20 protein-coding genes are annotated in these 16,307 nt (G+C 69.8%); 6 read left to right on the plus strand and 14 right to left on the minus strand.

The features are described from left to right. Positions 1-93: 93 nt before the first annotated feature. From OG254_RS12105 to OG254_RS12115, 3 genes are all read right to left on the minus strand, one after another. Complete coding sequence (locus OG254_RS12105) at positions 94-630, minus strand: TetR/AcrR family transcriptional regulator (protein WP_405580497.1); 537 nt, start codon at positions 628-630, stop codon at positions 94-96. Beyond that, the gene (locus OG254_RS12110) at positions 630-950 is read right to left on the minus strand and encodes a DMT family transporter (RefSeq protein WP_405580499.1); all 321 of its coding nucleotides are present in this window, start codon (positions 948-950) and stop codon (positions 630-632) included. Before OG254_RS12110 ends, OG254_RS12105 begins: the two co-directional genes overlap by 1 nt. Before the next feature lie 120 nt (positions 951-1,070). Continuing rightward, on the minus strand, positions 1,071-1,460 hold the full coding sequence (locus OG254_RS12115) for a winged helix-turn-helix transcriptional regulator (RefSeq protein ID WP_405580502.1): 390 nt from the start codon (positions 1,458-1,460) through the stop codon (positions 1,071-1,073). Positions 1,461-1,584: 124 nt separating this feature from the next. Here OG254_RS12115 and OG254_RS12120 point away from each other — a divergent pair, with 124 nt between their 5' ends. Next, entirely contained in the window at positions 1,585-1,992 is a 408-nt protein-coding gene (locus tag OG254_RS12120; protein WP_405580505.1) for a RidA family protein, read from the plus strand. 4 nt (positions 1,993-1,996) lie between these two features. Here OG254_RS12120 and OG254_RS12125 read toward each other — a convergent pair whose 3' ends face one another. Both OG254_RS12125 and OG254_RS12130 read right to left on the minus strand, forming a co-directional pair. Then, positions 1,997-2,869, minus strand: coding sequence for an endo alpha-1,4 polygalactosaminidase (locus OG254_RS12125; protein ID WP_405580508.1), 873 nt, complete (start codon positions 2,867-2,869; stop codon positions 1,997-1,999). 116 nt (positions 2,870-2,985) lie between these two features. Further along, entirely contained in the window at positions 2,986-3,927 is a 942-nt protein-coding gene (locus tag OG254_RS12130) for an MBL fold metallo-hydrolase (RefSeq protein ID WP_405580511.1), read from the minus strand. Between the two features lie 82 nt (positions 3,928-4,009). Between OG254_RS12130 and OG254_RS12135 the strand changes: the two genes are divergently transcribed. Continuing rightward, positions 4,010-4,861 carry a LysR substrate-binding domain-containing protein gene (locus OG254_RS12135; RefSeq protein ID WP_405580514.1) on the plus strand — a complete coding sequence of 284 codons (852 nt, stop codon included), beginning with the start codon at positions 4,010-4,012 and terminating at the stop codon, positions 4,859-4,861. 20 nt (positions 4,862-4,881) lie between these two features. Here the strand turns inward: OG254_RS12135 and OG254_RS12140 are convergent, their stop codons facing one another. Further along, positions 4,882-5,883: a sulfotransferase family protein gene (locus OG254_RS12140; RefSeq protein ID WP_405580517.1), complete on the minus strand. Its 1,002-nt coding sequence runs from the start codon at positions 5,881-5,883 to the stop codon at positions 4,882-4,884. A 180-nt stretch (positions 5,884-6,063) separates the two neighbouring features. Between OG254_RS12140 and OG254_RS12145 the strand changes: the two genes are divergently transcribed. After that, positions 6,064-6,894, plus strand: a complete 831-nt coding sequence (locus OG254_RS12145) for an AbfB domain-containing protein (RefSeq protein ID WP_405580520.1) — start codon at positions 6,064-6,066, stop codon at positions 6,892-6,894. Between the two features lie 79 nt (positions 6,895-6,973). Here OG254_RS12145 and OG254_RS12150 read toward each other — a convergent pair whose 3' ends face one another. The 8 genes from OG254_RS12150 to OG254_RS12185 all read right to left on the minus strand — a co-directional run bounded on the left by OG254_RS12150 (position 6,974) and on the right by OG254_RS12185 (position 13,545). Further along, entirely contained in the window at positions 6,974-7,306 is a 333-nt protein-coding gene (locus OG254_RS12150; RefSeq protein WP_102911749.1) for a metal-sulfur cluster assembly factor, read from the minus strand. Further along, positions 7,303-7,770: a Fe-S cluster assembly sulfur transfer protein SufU gene (sufU, locus tag OG254_RS12155; RefSeq protein ID WP_405580524.1), complete on the minus strand. Its 468-nt coding sequence runs from the start codon at positions 7,768-7,770 to the stop codon at positions 7,303-7,305. The genes OG254_RS12150 and sufU overlap by 4 nt, the downstream gene beginning before the upstream one ends. Positions 7,771-7,786: 16 nt before the next feature. Further along, positions 7,787-9,043 carry a cysteine desulfurase gene (locus OG254_RS12160; RefSeq protein ID WP_405580527.1) on the minus strand — a complete coding sequence of 419 codons (1,257 nt, stop codon included), beginning with the start codon at positions 9,041-9,043 and terminating at the stop codon, positions 7,787-7,789. Next, positions 9,040-9,804, minus strand: a complete 765-nt coding sequence (gene sufC, locus OG254_RS12165; protein ID WP_405580530.1) for a Fe-S cluster assembly ATPase SufC — start codon at positions 9,802-9,804, stop codon at positions 9,040-9,042. The genes OG254_RS12160 and sufC overlap by 4 nt, the downstream gene beginning before the upstream one ends. Positions 9,805-9,811: 7 nt before the next feature. After that, positions 9,812-10,129 (minus strand): non-heme iron oxygenase ferredoxin subunit, encoded by a 318-nt coding sequence (locus tag OG254_RS12170; protein ID WP_031057580.1) that lies wholly within the window; start codon positions 10,127-10,129, stop codon positions 9,812-9,814. Further along, on the minus strand, positions 10,129-11,310 hold the full coding sequence (gene sufD, locus OG254_RS12175; RefSeq protein ID WP_405580533.1) for a Fe-S cluster assembly protein SufD: 1,182 nt from the start codon (positions 11,308-11,310) through the stop codon (positions 10,129-10,131). The genes OG254_RS12170 and sufD overlap by 1 nt, the downstream gene beginning before the upstream one ends. Before the next feature lie 64 nt (positions 11,311-11,374). Further along, entirely contained in the window at positions 11,375-12,796 is a 1,422-nt protein-coding gene (sufB, locus tag OG254_RS12180) for a Fe-S cluster assembly protein SufB (RefSeq protein ID WP_405580536.1), read from the minus strand. Further along, the gene (locus OG254_RS12185; protein WP_405580539.1) at positions 12,793-13,545 is read right to left on the minus strand and encodes a helix-turn-helix transcriptional regulator; all 753 of its coding nucleotides are present in this window, start codon (positions 13,543-13,545) and stop codon (positions 12,793-12,795) included. The genes sufB and OG254_RS12185 overlap by 4 nt, the downstream gene beginning before the upstream one ends. 161 nt (positions 13,546-13,706) lie before the next feature. On the opposite strand from OG254_RS12185, the gene OG254_RS12190 reads away from it, so the two are divergent. The 3 genes from OG254_RS12190 to OG254_RS12200 all read left to right on the plus strand — a co-directional run bounded on the left by OG254_RS12190 (position 13,707) and on the right by OG254_RS12200 (position 16,252). Further along, positions 13,707-14,504 (plus strand): aminoglycoside N(3)-acetyltransferase, encoded by a 798-nt coding sequence (locus OG254_RS12190; RefSeq protein WP_405580542.1) that lies wholly within the window; start codon positions 13,707-13,709, stop codon positions 14,502-14,504. A 45-nt stretch (positions 14,505-14,549) separates the two neighbouring features. After that, the gene (locus OG254_RS12195) at positions 14,550-15,473 is read left to right on the plus strand and encodes an ABC transporter ATP-binding protein (RefSeq protein ID WP_405580545.1); all 924 of its coding nucleotides are present in this window, start codon (positions 14,550-14,552) and stop codon (positions 15,471-15,473) included. A gap of 62 nt (positions 15,474-15,535) precedes the next feature. Further along, complete coding sequence (locus OG254_RS12200; RefSeq protein ID WP_405594955.1) at positions 15,536-16,252, plus strand: ABC transporter permease; 717 nt, start codon at positions 15,536-15,538, stop codon at positions 16,250-16,252. Positions 16,253-16,307: the final 55 nt, after the last annotated feature.

A 16,307-nucleotide genomic window follows, 5' to 3' on the forward strand; every position in this document is an offset into this window, starting at 1 on the left:
CCCTGTTGTGTCGTATGGAGCGTGTCACCTCCTGTTCCCCGCACGGCGGAAAAGAGTTCACGGCAGGTCAGAAGCCGTGGCTCGCACGGCACTTCAGGGAATCACCCGGCGCAGCACATCGCGGGCGTAGGCCTCGTCGTACGGCGCCTCCGTCAGCAGTACCTGCAGGCAGATGCCGTCCATCAGCGCCACCAGTGCCCGTGCCGTGATCGGGTCGGTGCGGTGAGACAGGCGCTCGGCGAGGTCGCTCGCCCACTCGGCGGCGACCGGGCGCAGGGCGGGGCGGCGCAGGGCCGCGAGGTAGAGCTCGTACTCCAGCTCCACGCCGGTGCGGTCGCCCGCGAGCCACTCGCCCATCCAGCCGGCCAGCTCGGCGGCCAGGTCGGTTTCCGGGTCCTGAAGGCCGCCGCGCGAGGCGATCACCTTGGCGAAGCCCTCGTTCGCCTGGCGCAGCGCGGCGACCAGGAGGTCGTCGAGGGTCTTGAAGTGGTACGTCGTCGAGCCGAGCGGCACATCCGCCTCGGCGGCGACGGTGCGGTGGCTCAGCCCGGCGATGCCCTTCTGCCCGACGACCCGGATCGCGGCGTCGATGATCCGCTGACGTCGCTCGGGGTCGTAGCGCCGGGCCATCAGTGCGCACCGCCCAGGTTCAGCACGACCACGCCGACGATGATCAGCGCGATGCCGGCGGCCTTGGTGGCCGTCATCCCCTCCCCCATGAACAGGATCCCGATGGTGGCGATGGCGGCGGTGCCGACGCCGGCCCAGATCGCGTAGGCCGTGCCCACCGAGACGGTCTTCAGCGTCTGGGCGAGCAGAGCGAAGGAGAGCAGGTAACCGAGGGCGGTCAGCAGCGAAGGCAAGAGCCGGCTGAAGCCCTCGCTGTACTTCATGGCGGTCGTGGCGGCCACCTCGGCCGCTATGGCTCCGGCGAGCAGCAGGTATCCCATGCGTACGAGCGTACACAACGATACGTACAGTCGTACGCAACGCCTCACGCGAACGGCTACGGCCGTACGCGGCGCCTCGCGCCAACGATTACGGCCGTAGACATCGCCTCGCACCAACAGCTACGGCCGCTGCGCCTCGAAGCGTTCGCGGGACTCCTCGATGTGCCCGATGTACCGGTGGGTCCAGTCGCACATGCCGTCGATGGTCACCCGCAGGGCCCGTCCGGGCTCGGTGAGGGCGTACTCGACGCGTGGCGGCACCGTGGGGTGCACGGTGCGCTCGACCAGCCCGTTGCGCTCCAGCATGCGCAGGTTCTGGGTGAGCATCTTGTGGCTGATGCCGTCGACCTCACCGCGCACCTCGCTGAAGCGCAGGGTGCGGTCCCCGATGGCCTCGATGATCAGCAGAGCCCACTTGTTGGCGATGTCCGTGAAGATCTCCCGGGCCAGGGAGTCCGCGCGCGTCACGTCCGCCTGGTCGAGCGAGCCACTGAACTGCTTGGTACCCATGAGGTTCCCCAGTCACTGAAAAGTGCGTTCTTCCATGTCAGCCCACACTCTCCTACGGTTCCCGAGTAACCACAAGTGACTACGGCGCCGGGAGCTCCGGCCCGTGTGCAAGGAGGCGGACAGCATGGCCATCACCCTCATGAACCCGATCGGACTGGTGGAGGTCGGCGCCTACCAGCAGGTGGCGATCGCCCGCGGCTCGAAGCTGGTCTTCGTCGCCGGGCAGGTCTCCTGGGACGCGGACGGCGTCAACGTCGGGGTGGACGACCTCGCCGCCCAGGTCGAGCAGAGCTACCTCAACGTCGGCACCGCCCTGGCCGCGGCCGGCGCCTCCTTCGACGACGTGGCGAAGCTGAACGTCCACGTCGTCGACTGGACTCCCGACAAGATGCCCCAGCTCATCGAGGGGATCACCCGGGCGGCCACCAAGCTGGGCGTCACCGCAGCACCGCCGGCCACGCTGCTCGGCGTCGCGGCCCTGGACGTGCCCGAGCACCTGGTCGAGATCGAGGCCATCGCGGTCCTCGACTGACCCGTCAGCAGGTACGGCGGCGGTAGCCGGCCTCCCCTTCGGACACGACGTCGAGGTCGCGCAGCACCACCGACAGTTCCTCGCCCCACCCCTTGCAGGCGGCGGCGAGGCCGTCCGCGCGGTACTCGATGACGAAGACCCGGTCGTCGTAGGCGTCCGCGTAGGCGTCGCACTCGTCGTACTGGCCGCACTCCTCGGCGACCGCGAAGTCGAAGCCGAGGTCGCGTCCCTGGCGCGCCAGAGACGCGGCGTTCTTCTGGCCGATCGCCAGACCGGCGGCGTGCGCCCGGGCGGCGAGCAGCTTGCCGAAGGCCACGTTGTCATCGGCGGTCAGCAGCCCGTCGGAACGCTCGTTGGAATCGAGGTTGTCGGCCTCGATCGCCTGGTATCCGGCCGCCGCGCAGCCGTCGAGCCACTTCCCCACGATCCCGGCGAGCCGCTCGCGCTTGGCGGCGGTCGAGATGTCCAGCAGGGCCTCGTCCCAGTCCTCGTCGACGACCAGGCTGCCGTCGTCGTCACGCAGGAGCAGGTCGGGGTGGTGGGCCTGCCACCACTCCTCGGCGTCCGGCTGGGCCTGGAAGGTGTTGACGTAACAGATGTTGTACACGCCGGGCGCGGGCTTCGCGGTTCGGTCGCGGGAGACCGCTTCCACGCCGCGCGGCGGCGGGTAGGCACCGCCGATCTGGTAGTCGAAGCCGATGCCGGGCTCGGGCAGCACCACCTTCCCCTGGCCGCCCGGGCCCGCGGTGGAGCGGTCCGGTGCGGCGCCGTCCTCGCCGTCGGACGCCGTGCATCCGCCGACGGCGATGACGAGCGCCCCGCACACGGCCGCGACCGCCGGCGCTCGGCGAAGGGCACGGGGGAGGCGGTGGACCATGATCCGGGAGCTCCTGTCGGTGCGTGAACTACGGTGCTGCCCGGCCATGATGCCCTGCTCGGCGCCGGGAATTCACCCGCGTCCGTCCCACGGCGACCTGCGCACACTCCCCGGGCTCAGCCGGTGTGCTCGGCGCACAGGCACCCCACGCCCCGCTCGATCCACTCCCGTCCGGCCCACTCCGGATGCCGCTCGATCAGCAGCGCCCGGACCTCGGCGACGATCTCGTCCTCGCCCATCGCGGAGTCCCGTCGGCGCCAGGTCTCGTCGCGCAACTCGAGCAGATAGTCACGGACGTCGGCGAGCACCTGCGGACCGCCGAGGTCGCCGTGGCCGGGGACCACCACCCGGGGTTCGCCGGCGGCCAGCCGCTCCATCACCGCCAGCCAGCGCACGCCGGACACATCCGTGTCGTAGGGCGGGAACCACGGGAAGATGGCGAACTGCCCGGTCTCGGCCAGGTCCCCGGTGAACAGCACCCCGGCGTCCGGCACTTCGACCACCTGGTCGCCCGTCGTGTGGCCCCGGCCGGTCGCCCGCAGCCGCACGATCCGGCCGCCGAGGTCCAGGTCGTGGCCGCCGTCGTGGACCACGTCGGGGGTGGGCGGCCGGACGCCTTCGAGCCGGTGGGCGATCGCCCCGCCGAAGCCGCGGAACATCTCCAGGTAGCCCGGCCCCTTGGTCCTGAGGTCGTCCGCCTGTGCGCGGTTGACCAGGTAGGTGGCCTCGCCGGCGAAGACATGGGCGCCGAAGGCGTGCTCGGGGTGGAAGTGGGTGGTGGTCAGATACAGTCGGCGGCCCTTCGCCACCTCGGCGGCGAAGGCGAGGACCTGCTCGGCGTTGGCGGTGCCGATTCCCGTCTCGACGACGAGCACGGCCCGGGTGCCGCCGATGATGCCGATGTTGGGCACCAGCGGGACCCGTTGGTTCGGGATCACCAGCAGGTCGGGGGCGATCTCCTGGGCGCCGGCCGTCCGTACGGCGGGGTCGGGCAGGGGAACGTCGGTCGGTGCGGCGGGGTCCGCCACGGTCGCGGGGGACATGGGTTTGTCAGGCATGCTGCGAGTCCACCGCCGAGGTGCCGCGGCCGTCCAAGACCCATCCGGTGACCTCGATACCGGACGGGTATCGTCGCTGTTCATGGAGCTGCGCACCCTGCGCTATTTCGTGGCCGTCGCCGAGGAACTGCACTTCGGCCGGGCCGCCGCCCGCCTGCACATGAGCCAGCCGCCGCTGAGCCGGGCGGTCAGGCAACTGGAGTCCGACGTCGGCGCCACCCTGCTGCACCGCTCCCCCGCCGGCGTCACCCTCACTCCGGCCGGAGCGACGCTGCTGGACGAGGCGCGTGCCCTGCTCGACCAGGCCGACCGGGTGCGTGTGCGCGTGGCGACGGCGGCCGGCGCCAGGACCCTCACCGTCGGTTTCCTGGGCGACAGCACCGACCGGGGCGCGACCCGGCTGGCCGCCGCCTACCGCGGACGCCATCCCGGTGTGGAGGTCCGCATCCGCGAGAGCGACCTGACGGATCCGACCTGCGGACTGCGCGCCGGTCTCGTCGATGTCGCCCTGACCCGTGGGCCGTTCGACGTGACCGGCCTGACGGTGCACGAGTTGCGCGCCGACCCGGTGGGCGCCGTGCTGCGCGCCGACGATCTGCTGGCCCGCCGCGACCGGCTGACATTGGCCGACCTCGCCGGCCGGCGCTGGTTCCGCTTCCCGCCCGGCACCGACCCGCTGTGGCAGGCGTACTGGAACGGCGGTGAGCGGCGCGAGGGCCCCGTGGTGCGCGGCGTCCAGGAGTGTGTGCAGGCCGTTCTCTGGAACGGCACCGTCGGGATGGCACCGCTCGGGCACGAGATGCCCGAGGAGCTGGCCGTCGTACCGATCGCGGACATGGCGCCGAGTCGCGTGCTGGCGGTGTGGCAGGAGGGCGACACGAACCCGCTGATCAGGTCGCTCGCGGTGATGGCGACGGCCGCGTACCGCGACTGACGGCCGGGCACTGTGCCCGCTCACGCCCCGAACTGCGCCGCGACCGGGCCGGGTTCGCCCATCCGCGCCAGCCGGTCGAGGACTCGCCGCTTGGTGTGGGCGGCGCGCCGCAGCGCCGCGACCCGGCGGTAGCGGAGCAGTTCGGCCGGGTCGGGGCCGACTGCTCCGCTGAGCTCATAGCCGTGGCGCACCAGCCGCTTGCCCAACGCGGCGTCGCACAGCCGTATCTGATCGGGCGTCAGTCGTAGTTGCCAGCTGCCCGCGCGGGAGGTGTCCAGGGCGCCGTGGGTGCGTCGGTGCCAGGTCTTGCGGGCGGGTACGGCGGCGCCGGCCAGGCGCCGCGGCTCGGTCATCTCGGGGGCGTACTCCTCGCCCAAGTACGCGCAGAGGGTGCGCAGTTGGGGCTCGGGGTCGGCGACCAGGTCCTCGAAGCGCAGCTCGTGCCAGCTGTCCGGCCCCAGTCGGCGCGCGGATCGCCGGGTGGTGTCCATGACCTGCGCCCAGGTGGCGACGGCCTCGTGGAAGCCGCGGTGCCACCAGGGCATGCCGAGCAACGAGGCCGCGCAGTCGCGGCCGTCACGGACGAGGTGCACGAACTGCGCGTCCGGGAAGAGCCGCAGGATCTCGTCGACGTGCAGGGCGTACGCGGGCCGTTTGTCGCCCCAGCGCGGCTTGCCGTGGCTCTCGGCATACGACTTGAGGGCGATCCCCAGCGCGGATCCGAGCGTCGGCGGCCCACCGGCGATCCGCCCGGCGACGACCTCGGCGTCCAGCCCCAGCTCATGGAACCGGGTCTCCTCGCACTCGGTGATCCAGCGTGCGAGCCCGGCCAGGTTGTCGGCGTCGCGCAGGTCACCGAAGCGGTGGCGGCCCTCGTAGGCGGGCAGGACGAACCGGGTCTCCGGGGGCAGGGCGATCCGGGGGTGGGCATGCAGCATGAGCTGGAGCAGCGTGGTGCCGGAGCGGGGGCAGCCGAGCACGAACACGGGGCGTGCACAGGGGGCGGGTACGGGGAGGGGCACGCTGCCACGGTGGTGCGGGCGGATGAGGCGGGACTGGGAGCGCGCTGAGAAATCGATGTGGATACGGCTCGTTCCAAACAGCTGCTCCCGGACCACAGGGTCCACTAGTGTTTCACCGTTCACATACCTGTCCTTCACAGCCGCGGCTGTCGTCTCGTGACGCCGCTGGAGGAACTCCGCATGCCTGAAAACAAGTCCCGGTCGTCTCAGGACCAACCCTGGGAGAACGGCTGGGCCCCGGACACCTCGCGGGCACCGGGGACGCGCCGCCTGTGGCTGGCGGGCGGGATGGCGATGGCGACGATCATCGCCTGCGCCACGGCGATAGCCGTATCGGAAAGGGATGCTGACGATGATTCAGCCGCGGCCGCGTCCCCCTTCGCGGACGCGACGGTGCCCGGCCTGATCTCCTTCGCCACGCCGTCGGAGACTCCCCCCAAGGGCGGGAGCGGCCTGTCGACGCAGAAGTCGACGACGAAGGCACCCAGCCAGCAGAACGCCACCAGGCCCAAGCCGGCGCCGGAGCCGTCCAAGTCGCCCTCCGGCGGGGCCGGTTCACCGACTACGGCCGCACCGAAGCCTCCGGCGACCACCACCTGGCGGTCCATACGTGCGGTCAACTACCCCGACCGCTACTGGCACGTGCGCGACGGCTCTGTGGCCCTCGACCGGGTCCGCGGCTCCGAGTCCCGTCAGGACTCCACGTTCAAGCAGGTCAGGGGCCTGGCCAACAGTTCCTGCCATTCCTTCGCGACGCACGACGGGACGTACCTGCGCCACCGCGGCTTCGTCCTGCGCGCCGAACGCACCGACGGCTCGGCCCTGTTCGCCCAGGACGCCACGTTCTGTCCCCGCGGCTCCTCCCACTCCGGCGCCACCATGCTGGAGTCGGTCAACTACCCGGGCTACTTCCTCCGGCACAAGAACTTCGTCGTACGCCTCGAACGCTACGACCACAGCTCCCTGTATCTCGCGGACTCGTCGTTCCGGCTGGTGGACGGGCTCGCCTGAGACGGGGGCGCCGAGCGCACGAAAGCGGCGGCACCCGCAGGTACCGCCGCTCTCCGCGCTCTCCCGCGAACGGGGTGTCTCAGACGTTGAACCCGAGCGCCCGAAGCTGCTCCCGGCCGTCGTCCGTGATCTTGTCCGGGCCCCACGGCGGCATCCAGACCCAGTTGATGCGCAGCTCGTTGACGAGGCCGTCCGTGGCGGACTTGGCCTGGTCCTCGATGACGTCCGTCAGCGGGCAGGCCGCCGAGGTCAGGGTCATGTCGAGCGTCGCGATGTTCGCGTCGTCGATGTGGATGCCGTAGATCAGGCCGAGGTTGACGACGTCAATACCCAGCTCCGGGTCGACGACGTCGTACAGCGCCTCACGGACCTCTTCCTCCGAGGCCGGCTTCATCTCAACGGTCTCGCTCATGCCGTCTTCCTTTCGGCGTCGGCTCCGCCCAGGGCCTGGGCCGTCGCGTCCTTCCACGCCATCCAGCTGAGGAGGGCGCACTTGACCCGGGCCGGGTACTTGGAGACGCCGGCGAACGCGACCGCGTCCTCCAGCACCTCCTCCATCGCGTCGTCGGGCTCGATCCTGCCCTTGGACTGCATCAGCTCCAGGAAGGTCTCCTGGATCTTCTGCGCGTCGGCGACGTCCTTGCCGACGAGGAGTTCGTTCAGTACGGACGCGCTCGCCTGGCTGATGGAACAGCCCTGGCCCTCGTACGAGACGTCCTCGATCTTCGTGCCGTCGTACTTCACGCGCAGGGTGATCTCATCGCCGCACGTCGGGTTGACGTGGTGCACCTCGGCGTCGCCATCCCGCAAGCCCCGCCCGTGCGGGTGCTTGTAGTGGTCCAGGATGACTTCCTGGTACATCGAATCCAGCTTCATGCGATCGCTCGTCCCGTCAGCCGAAGAAGTTCCGGACATGCTCCAGGCCGTCCACCAGAGCGTCGATCTCGGCCGGCGTGGAGTACAGATAGAACGACGCTCGCGTGGTCGCAGGAATTCCGTACCGCAGGCACACCGGGCGTGCGCAGTGGTGGCCGACCCGGACGGCGATGCCCTGCTCGTCGAGGACTTGGCCCACGTCGTGCGGGTGGATGTCGCCGAGCGTGAAGGAGATCGCGGCGCCCCGGTCCTCGGCCGTGGTCGGGCCGATGATCCTGAGGTCGGGGACCTCCGCGAACCGCTTCACCGCGTACTCGGTGAGCGCGTGCTCATGGGCGAGGATCTTGTCCATGCCGATCGAGTTGAGGTAGTCGATCGCCGCGCCCAGACCGATCGCCTGGGAGATCGGGGGCGTGCCCGCCTCGAACTTGTGCGGGGCGGGAGCGTACGTCGACGAGTGCATCGACACCGTCTCGATCATCTCGCCGCCGCCGAGGAACGGAGGCAGGTCCTCAAGCAGCTCCTGACGGCCCCAGAGGACGCCGATGCCGGTCGGGCCGCACATCTTGTGGCCGGTGAAGGCCACGAAGTCGGCCTGCAGCGACTGCACGTCCAGCGGCATGTGCGGAGCCGCCTGCGAGGCGTCGATGCAGACCAGCGCACCGACCTCCTGCGCGCGGCGCACTATCGCCTCGACCGGGTTGACGGTGCCCAGGATGTTCGACACCAGCACGAAGGAGACGATCTTCGTCTTCTCCGTGATGATCTCGTTGATGTTGGACAGGTCGAGACGGCCGTCGTCGGTGAGGCCGAACCACTTCAGCTTCGCGCCCGTGCGCTGCGCGAGCAGCTGCCACGGCACGATGTTGGAGTGGTGCTCCATCTCCGTGATGACGATCTCGGTCTCGTGGTCCACCCGGTAGGGCTCGTCGGCCCAGCCGAGCATGTTGGCCACGAGGTTCAGCGACTCGGAGGCGTTCTTGGTGAAGATCACCTCGTTGCGGCTGGGCGCGTTGATGAACTCGGCGACCTTGTCGCGCGCGCCCTCGTACAGCGCCGTGGCCTCCTCGGCGAGGACGTGCACGCCACGGTGGACGTTGGCGTTGTGCTGCTCGTAGTACTCGGAGAGCACATCGAGCACCTGGCGCGGCGTCTGCGAGGTCGCCGCGTTGTCCAGGTACACGAGCTTCTTGTCGCCGTGGACGACGCGGTCCAGGATCGGGAAGTCCTTGCGGAGCGCCTCGGTGTCGAGGAGGCCCGGCAGCTGTGTCACGCGGATGCGCCACCCTTCGTGTAGGCCTCGTAGCCCTCGTTCTCCAGCTTGTCGGCGAGCTCGGCGCCGCCGGACTCGACGATGCGGCCGGCGGAGAAGACGTGGACGTAGTCGGGCTTGATGTAGCGCAGGATGCGCGTGTAGTGCGTGATCAGCAGGGTGCCGACCTCGCCGGTCTCACGGACCCGGTTCACGCCCTCGGAGACGACGCGCAGGGCGTCGACGTCCAGACCGGAGTCGGTCTCGTCGAGGATCGCGACCTTCGGCTTGAGCAGCTCCAGCTGAAGGATCTCGTGGCGCTTCTTCTCACCGCCGGAGAAGCCCTCGTTGACGTTGCGCTCGGCGAAGGACGGGTCCATGTTGAGGCGCTCCATGGCCTCCTTGACCTCCTTCACCCAGGTGCGCAGCTTGGGGGCCTCGCCGCGGATGGCGGTGGCGGAGGTGCGCAGGAAGTTGGAGACCGAGACGCCGGGGACCTCGACCGGGTACTGCATCGCCAGGAACAGGCCCGCGCGGGAGCGCTCGTCGACGGACATCTCCAGGACGTCCTCGCCGTCGAGGGTGACGGTGCCGCCGGTGATCGTGTACTTCGGGTGACCCGCCAGGGAGTAGGCGAGGGTCGACTTGCCGGAGCCGTTCGGGCCCATGATGGCGTGCGTCTCGCCCTGCTTCACGGTGAGGTCGACGCCCTTGAGGATCTCCTTCGTGGCGTTGTCGGCCTCGACGGTGACGTGCAGGTCTCGGATTTCAAGCGTTGCCATGGGTGCCTCAGGACTCCTGGGTGAGGGAGACGAGAACGTCGTCCCCTTCGATCTTTACGGGGTATACGGGGACGGGGCGCGTCGCGGGTAGGCCGGACGGCTTGCCGGTGCGGAGGTCGAAGCTGGAGCCGTGCAGCCAGCACTCGATCTGGCAGTCCTCCACCTCGCCCTCGGAGAGCGACACGTTCGCGTGGGAGCAGATGTCGTGGATCGCGAACACCTCACCCTCGGTCTGCACGACCGAGACCGGCGTGCCGTCGAGTTCCACCCGCTTCGGGGTGTCCTCCTCCAGCTCGCTCAGCCCACAGGCGCGTACGAAGGCCATCAGACCGTGGCCTCCAACTCGGTCTCGATCTTGGCGAGCAGACGCTCCTCGATGTCGTCGACACCGATCTGCTGGACCAGCTCGGCGAAGAAGCCGCGGACCACCAGGCGACGGGCCTCGTAGGCCGGGATGCCGCGGGCCATCAGGTAGAAGAGCTGCTCGTCGTCGAAACGGCCGGTGGCCGAGGCGTGCCCGGCGCCGACGATCTCGCCGGTCTCGATCTCCAGGTTCGGCACGGAGTCGACGCGGGCGCCGTCGGTCAGAACCAGGTTCCGGTTCATCTCGTAGGTGTCCGTGCCCTCGGCCTTGGCCTCGATCAGGACGTCGCCGATCCACACCGCATGCGCGGCCTCGCCCTGCAGCGCGCCCTTGTAGGCCACGTTGGACTTGCAGTGCGGGGTGTTGTGGTCGACCAGGAGGCGGTGCTCCTGGTGCTGGCCGGCGTCGGTGAAGTAGAGGCCGAAGAGCTCGGCCTCGCCGCCGGTGCCGGCGTAGGCGACGCGCGGGTGGAGGCGTACGAGGTCGCCGCCGAAGGTGACCACGAACGACTTGAAGGTGGCGTCGCGGCCGATCAGCGCGTTGTGCTGGCCGACGTGCACGGCCTTGTCGTCCCAGTCCTGGACGGAGACGACGGTCAGCTTGGCGCCGTCGCCCAGGATGTAGTCGACGTTGGCCGCGAGGACCGCGTCACCGGTGTGGTCGATGACGACGACGGCCTCGGCGAAGGCTCCGAGCTCGACGACCTGGTGGCCGTAGGCGACCCCGCCCTCGCCGTGCACGGCGATCCGGATCGGCTCGGTGAGGACCGTCTCCTTGGGGACGGTGATCACGCCGGCCTTCTCGAACGCCGAGTACGCCTGGGCGGCGACGCGGTCCACGGGCATGCCCGCCTTGCCGAGGCGGGCGTCGTCGCGGCCGACGGTCTCGACGGTGACGCCCTCGGGGGCCTCGATGGTGACCTGGAGGCCGTCGCCGGTCGCCACGGCGGTGCCGTCGTGCAGCCCGCGCAGGCGCTCCAGCGGGGTGAACCGCCACTCCTCCTCACGGCCGTGCGGGACCGGGAAGTCCGCGACGTCGAAGGACGGGGGCGCGCTCATGCGCGTGGCGACGGTCGACTCGGCGGCCACCGCGATCTGGCCCGCGGTGGTGGACCCCACGGGGATGTTCTGAGCCTCAGCCATGGCTGTCGGTCTGCTCTCTTTCCTACGTCAGATTTCGCTAGCTGTTGTCCGAAAGGAGCGGGTCTTAACCGACCGCGCCTTCCATCTGCAGCTCGATCAGCCGGTTGAGCTCAAGGGCGTACTCCATGGGCAGCTCCTTCGCGATGGGCTCGACGAAGCCGCGCACGATCATCGCCATCGCCTCGAACTCGCTCAGACCACGGCTCATCAGGTAGAAGAGCTGGTCCTCGGAGACCTTGGAGACGGTCGCCTCGTGGCCCATGGACACGTCGTCCTCGCGGACGTCCACGTAGGGGTACGTGTCGGAGCGGGAGATGGTGTCGACGAGCAGCGCGTCGCACAGCACGTTGGACTTGGAGCCGTGAGCGCCCTCGCCGATCTCGACGAGACCGCGGTAGGACGTACGACCGCCGCCGCGCGCCACCGACTTGGAGACGATGTTGGAGGAGGTGTTCGGCGCCATGTGGACCATCTTGGAGCCGGCGTCCTGGTGCTGCCCCTCGCCCGCGAAGGCGATGGACAGGGTCTCGCCCTTGGCGTGCTCGCCCATCAGGTAGACGGCCGGGTACTTCATCGTCACCTTGGAGCCGATGTTGCCGTCGATCCACTCCATGGTCGCGCCCTCGTAGGCGACGGCGCGCTTGGTGACCAGGTTGTAGACGTTGTTCGACCAGTTCTGGATGGTCGTGTAGCGGCAGCGGGCGTTCTTCTTGACGATGATCTCGACGACCGCGGAGTGCAGCGAGTCCGACTTGTAGATCGGGGCGGTGCAGCCCTCGACGTAGTGCACGTAGGCACCCTCGTCGACGATGATCAGGGTCCGCTCGAACTGGCCCATGTTCTCGGTGTTGATCCGGAAGTAGGCCTGGAGCGGGATCTCGACGTGCACGCCCTTCGGCACGTAGATGAAGGAGCCGCCGGACCACACGGCGGTGTTCAGCGACGCGAACTTGTTGTCGCCGACCGGGATGACGGTGCCGAAGTACTCCTTGAAGAGCTCCGGGTGCTCCTTCAGCGCGGTGTCGGTGTCCAGGAAGATGACGCCCTGCTCCTCCAGGTCCTCACGGATCTGGTGGTAGACGACCTCCGACTCGTACTGGGCGGCGACACCGGCGACCAGGCGCTGCTTCTCCGCCTCCGGGATGCCCAGCTTGTCGTAGGTGTTCTTGATGTCCTCGGGCAGGTCCTCCCAGGACTCCGCCTGCTTCTCCGTGGAGCGCACGAAGTACTTGATGTTGTCGAAGTCGATGCCCGACAGGTCCGAGCCCCAGTTCGGCATGGGCTTCTTGTCGAACAGGCGCAGGCCCTTGAGGCGGAGCTTGGTCATCCAGTCCGGCTCGTTCTTCTTCGCCGAGATGTCGCGGACGACGTCCTCGTTGATGCCGCGCTTGGCAGAGGCGCCGGCCGTGTCGGAGTCGGCCCAGCCGTATTCGTACTTACCCAGTCCCTCGAGCTCGGGGTGGGCAGTCTCCGTGGGGAGAGTCATGCGGGGTTCCTCCCGGCCGTGCTTGCAGATGCGTTATCGGTGGTGTGGGAAATCTTTGGGATGAACGTCGTGCAGACGCCGTCGCCGTGCGCAATGGTCGCCAGGCGCTGGACGTGCGTTCCGAGCAGCTCGGCGAAGATCTCCGTCTCCGCCTCGCACAGCTGGGGGAACTGCTCCGCGACATGCGCGACCGGGCAGTGGTGCTGGCAGAGCTGCTCGCCTTTTTGAGGGAGGGGTGCGCTGCGCGCCGTAGCAGCGTACCCGTCTGCGCTCAGGGCCTTGGCCAGGGCTTCCGTGCGCTGGTCCGGGGTGGCCGCCTCGATCGCCTTGCGGTAGGCGCTCGCCTGAGCGGCGATCCGGGCACGGGCAAAGGCGGCGACCGCCTCGCTCCCGCCCTCGCGCTCGGCGATCCACTTCATGGCGTCCGCGGCGAGCTTGTCGTACGACTGGTCGAAGGCGTCGCGGCCGCAGTCGGTGAGCGCGAAGACCTTGGCGGGACGGCCACGCGTGCGCGTGCCGTACACCCGCTGTTCCTTGGCCTCCACGACGTCGTCCGCGACCAGCGCGTCCAGATGCCTGCGTACGGCGGCCTGGGTCAGTCCCAGCCGGCCGGCCAGCTCGGCGACGGTCGACGGGCCGTGGTCCAGGATGGATCGCGCGACGCGGTTGCGTGTCGAACGCTCACCGGTCGCGAGCTCCTCCTGCGGGGGCCCCGTGAGGGCCTCCCGAGCCTCGCCGACGTTTTTCACAACGCCATTGTTGCGTAATTCCTCAAAGCCAGGCAAGCGGCGACCGGGCGGCTCGGTGGTGCCCTGCGTCACTTAGGCATACCTAATCTGACCTGCGGAAACGATCTTTGATCGATCAAATCGCTGGCGTCGTGGGGCTCCCTGCGGGACACTCCCGAAACATGTCGACACCCCCTCCGACCGGCCCTCTTGTCACTCGGGGCACCCTCGCGGCACATTTGCGCGAGCTCGGCGTCCAAACCGGTGAAACCGTCCTCGCGCACTCCTCGCTCAGCTCGCTCGGCTGGGTCTGCGGAGGCTCCGTCGCGGTGGTCCAGGCGCTGCTCGACGTCCTCGGCCCCGACGGCACCCTGGTGGTCCCCACCCAGACCGGCGACCTCTCGGATCCGGCGGTGTGGAGCAACCCGCCCGTGCCCGAGGAGTGGTGGGAGTCCATCCGGGCGACCATGCCCGCGTACGACCCGGCCGTCACGCCCACGCGCGGGGTCGGCGTGATCCCGGAGACCGTACGGACCTGGCCCGGCGCCCTGCGCAGCGCGCACCCGCAGACGTCCTTCGCCGCCGTCGGCCCGCGTGCGGGCGAGATCGTCGCAGGCCACGCCCTCGACTGCCGGCTCGGTGAGCGCAGCCCGCTGGCCCGCCTCGAGGAGTTCCACGCGCGCGTGCTGCTGCTCGGCGCCGGTTACGACGCGTGCACCAGCTTCCATCTCGCCGAGTACCGGATACCTTCGCCGCTCGTGAAGGTCGGGCGGCCCGGGCCCGCGGGCTGGGAGGTGGTGACCGAGGTGTCGATCACCTCGGACCGGTTCGACGAGCTGGGCCATGACTTCGAGCGGGACCGCACCGTCCTGCGCGGGAAGGCGGGCGCGGCCGACGTACGGCTGTTCCCCGTGGCGGACGCGGTGGCGTACGCCGAGCGGTGGCTGGCGATACACCGGCCCCGCGGGGAACAGATGTGAACCCGGCCGTTCGGGTTACCGGCCGCGTACCTAGACTCTGGAGCCATGCGAACTGAGCCCGTGCTCCAGGTCCAGGCCCTGGTGAAGCGGTACGGCGACAAAACCGCGGTCAACGGTCTCGACCTGGTGGCCCAGGCGGGCGTCACGGCCGTACTCGGACCCAACGGCGCGGGCAAGACGACGACCGTCGAGACCTGCGAGGGATACCGCAGGCCGACTTCCGGCACCGTGCGTGTCCTGGGGCTCGACCCGGTGAGACAGTCCGGCGCGCTGCGGCCCCGGATCGGCGTGATGCTCCAGTCCGGCGGCGTCTACTCGGGCGCGCGGGCGGACGAGATGCTGCGCCATGTCGCCAAGCTGCACGCGCATCCCCTGGACGTCGACGCCCTCATCGAACGGCTCGGCCTCGGCAGCTGCGGCCGGACAGGCTACCGCCGCCTCTCCGGCGGCCAGCAGCAGCGGCTCGCGCTCGCCATGGCCGTGGTCGGGCGCCCGGAGCTGGTGTTCCTCGACGAGCCGACCGCCGGGCTCGACCCGCAGGCCCGCCGGGCCACCTGGGACCTGATCCGGGACCTGCGCGCGGATGGCGTCTCGGTCATCCTCACCACCCACTACATGGACGAGGCCGAGCAGCTCGCCGACGATGTCGCGATCATCGACGCGGGCCGGGTCATCGCCCAGGGCTCCCCGGAGGAGCTGTGCCGGGGCGGCGCCGAGAACACGCTCCGCTTCATCGGCCGCCCGGGCCTCGACGTGGGATCCCTCCTCAAGGCCCTGCCCGCCGACTGCACGGCCGCGGAGCTGACACCGGGCTCGTACCGGGTCGGCGGCAAGGTCGACCCCCAGCTGCTCGCGACGGTGACGTCGTGGTGCGCGCAGCACGGGGTGATGCCGGACCGGATCTCGGTGGAACGGCACACTCTGGAGGACGTCTTCTTGGAGCTCACCGGTAAGGAGCTGCGCGCGTGACCGCCGTCGGTACAGGTTCGGGTACGTACGCCCCGTGGCCGGGCGCCGCCCCGCTCCCCCGCATGATCGGGGCGCAGGCGGCCCTGGAGACGAAGATGCTGCTGCGCAACGGCGAGCAGCTGTTGCTGACGGTGGTGATCCCCACCCTGCTGCTGGTCCTGTTCAGCTCGGTGGACATCGTCGACACGGGCTCCGGCGAGGCCGTCGACTTCCTCGCCCCCGGCATCCTCGCGCTGGCCGTGATGTCCACGGCGTTCACGGGGCAGGCCATCGCCACGGGCTTCGAGCGCCGGTACGGCGTGCTGAAGCGGCTGGCCTCCTCACCGCTGCCGCGCTGGGGCCTGATGACCGCGAAGACGGTGTCGGTGCTGGTCACCGAGGTCCTGCAGATCCTGCTGCTCACGGTGATCGCGTTCGCGCTGGGCTGGTCGCCGCACGGCAACCCGGCAGCGGTCGTCCTGCTGCTGATCCTGGGGACGGCCGCCTTCTCGGGGCTCGGCCTGCTGATGGCCGGCACGCTCAAGGCCGAGGCCACGCTGGCCGCCGCCAACCTGGTGTTCCTGCTGCTGCTCGTCGGCGGCGGAGTGATCGTGCCGCTGGACAAGTTCCCGGCGGGTGCGCAGGACGTGCTGGGCCTGCTGCCGATCTCGGCGCTGTCGGACGGACTGCGGGACGTGCTCCAGCACGGGGCCGGGATGCCCTGGGGCGACCTCGGGATCCTCGCCGTGTGGGCGGTCGTCGCTTTGGCGGCAGCGGGGAAGTTCTTCCGCTGGGAGTAGCCCGGACCGATGGGAGTAGCCCGGACCGAAGGGCGAACGGGACCCTCGTGAAAGC

This window comes from Streptomyces sp. NBC_01092 (genome assembly GCF_045039535.1).
Taxonomy (GTDB): domain Bacteria; phylum Actinomycetota; class Actinomycetes; order Streptomycetales; family Streptomycetaceae; genus Streptomyces.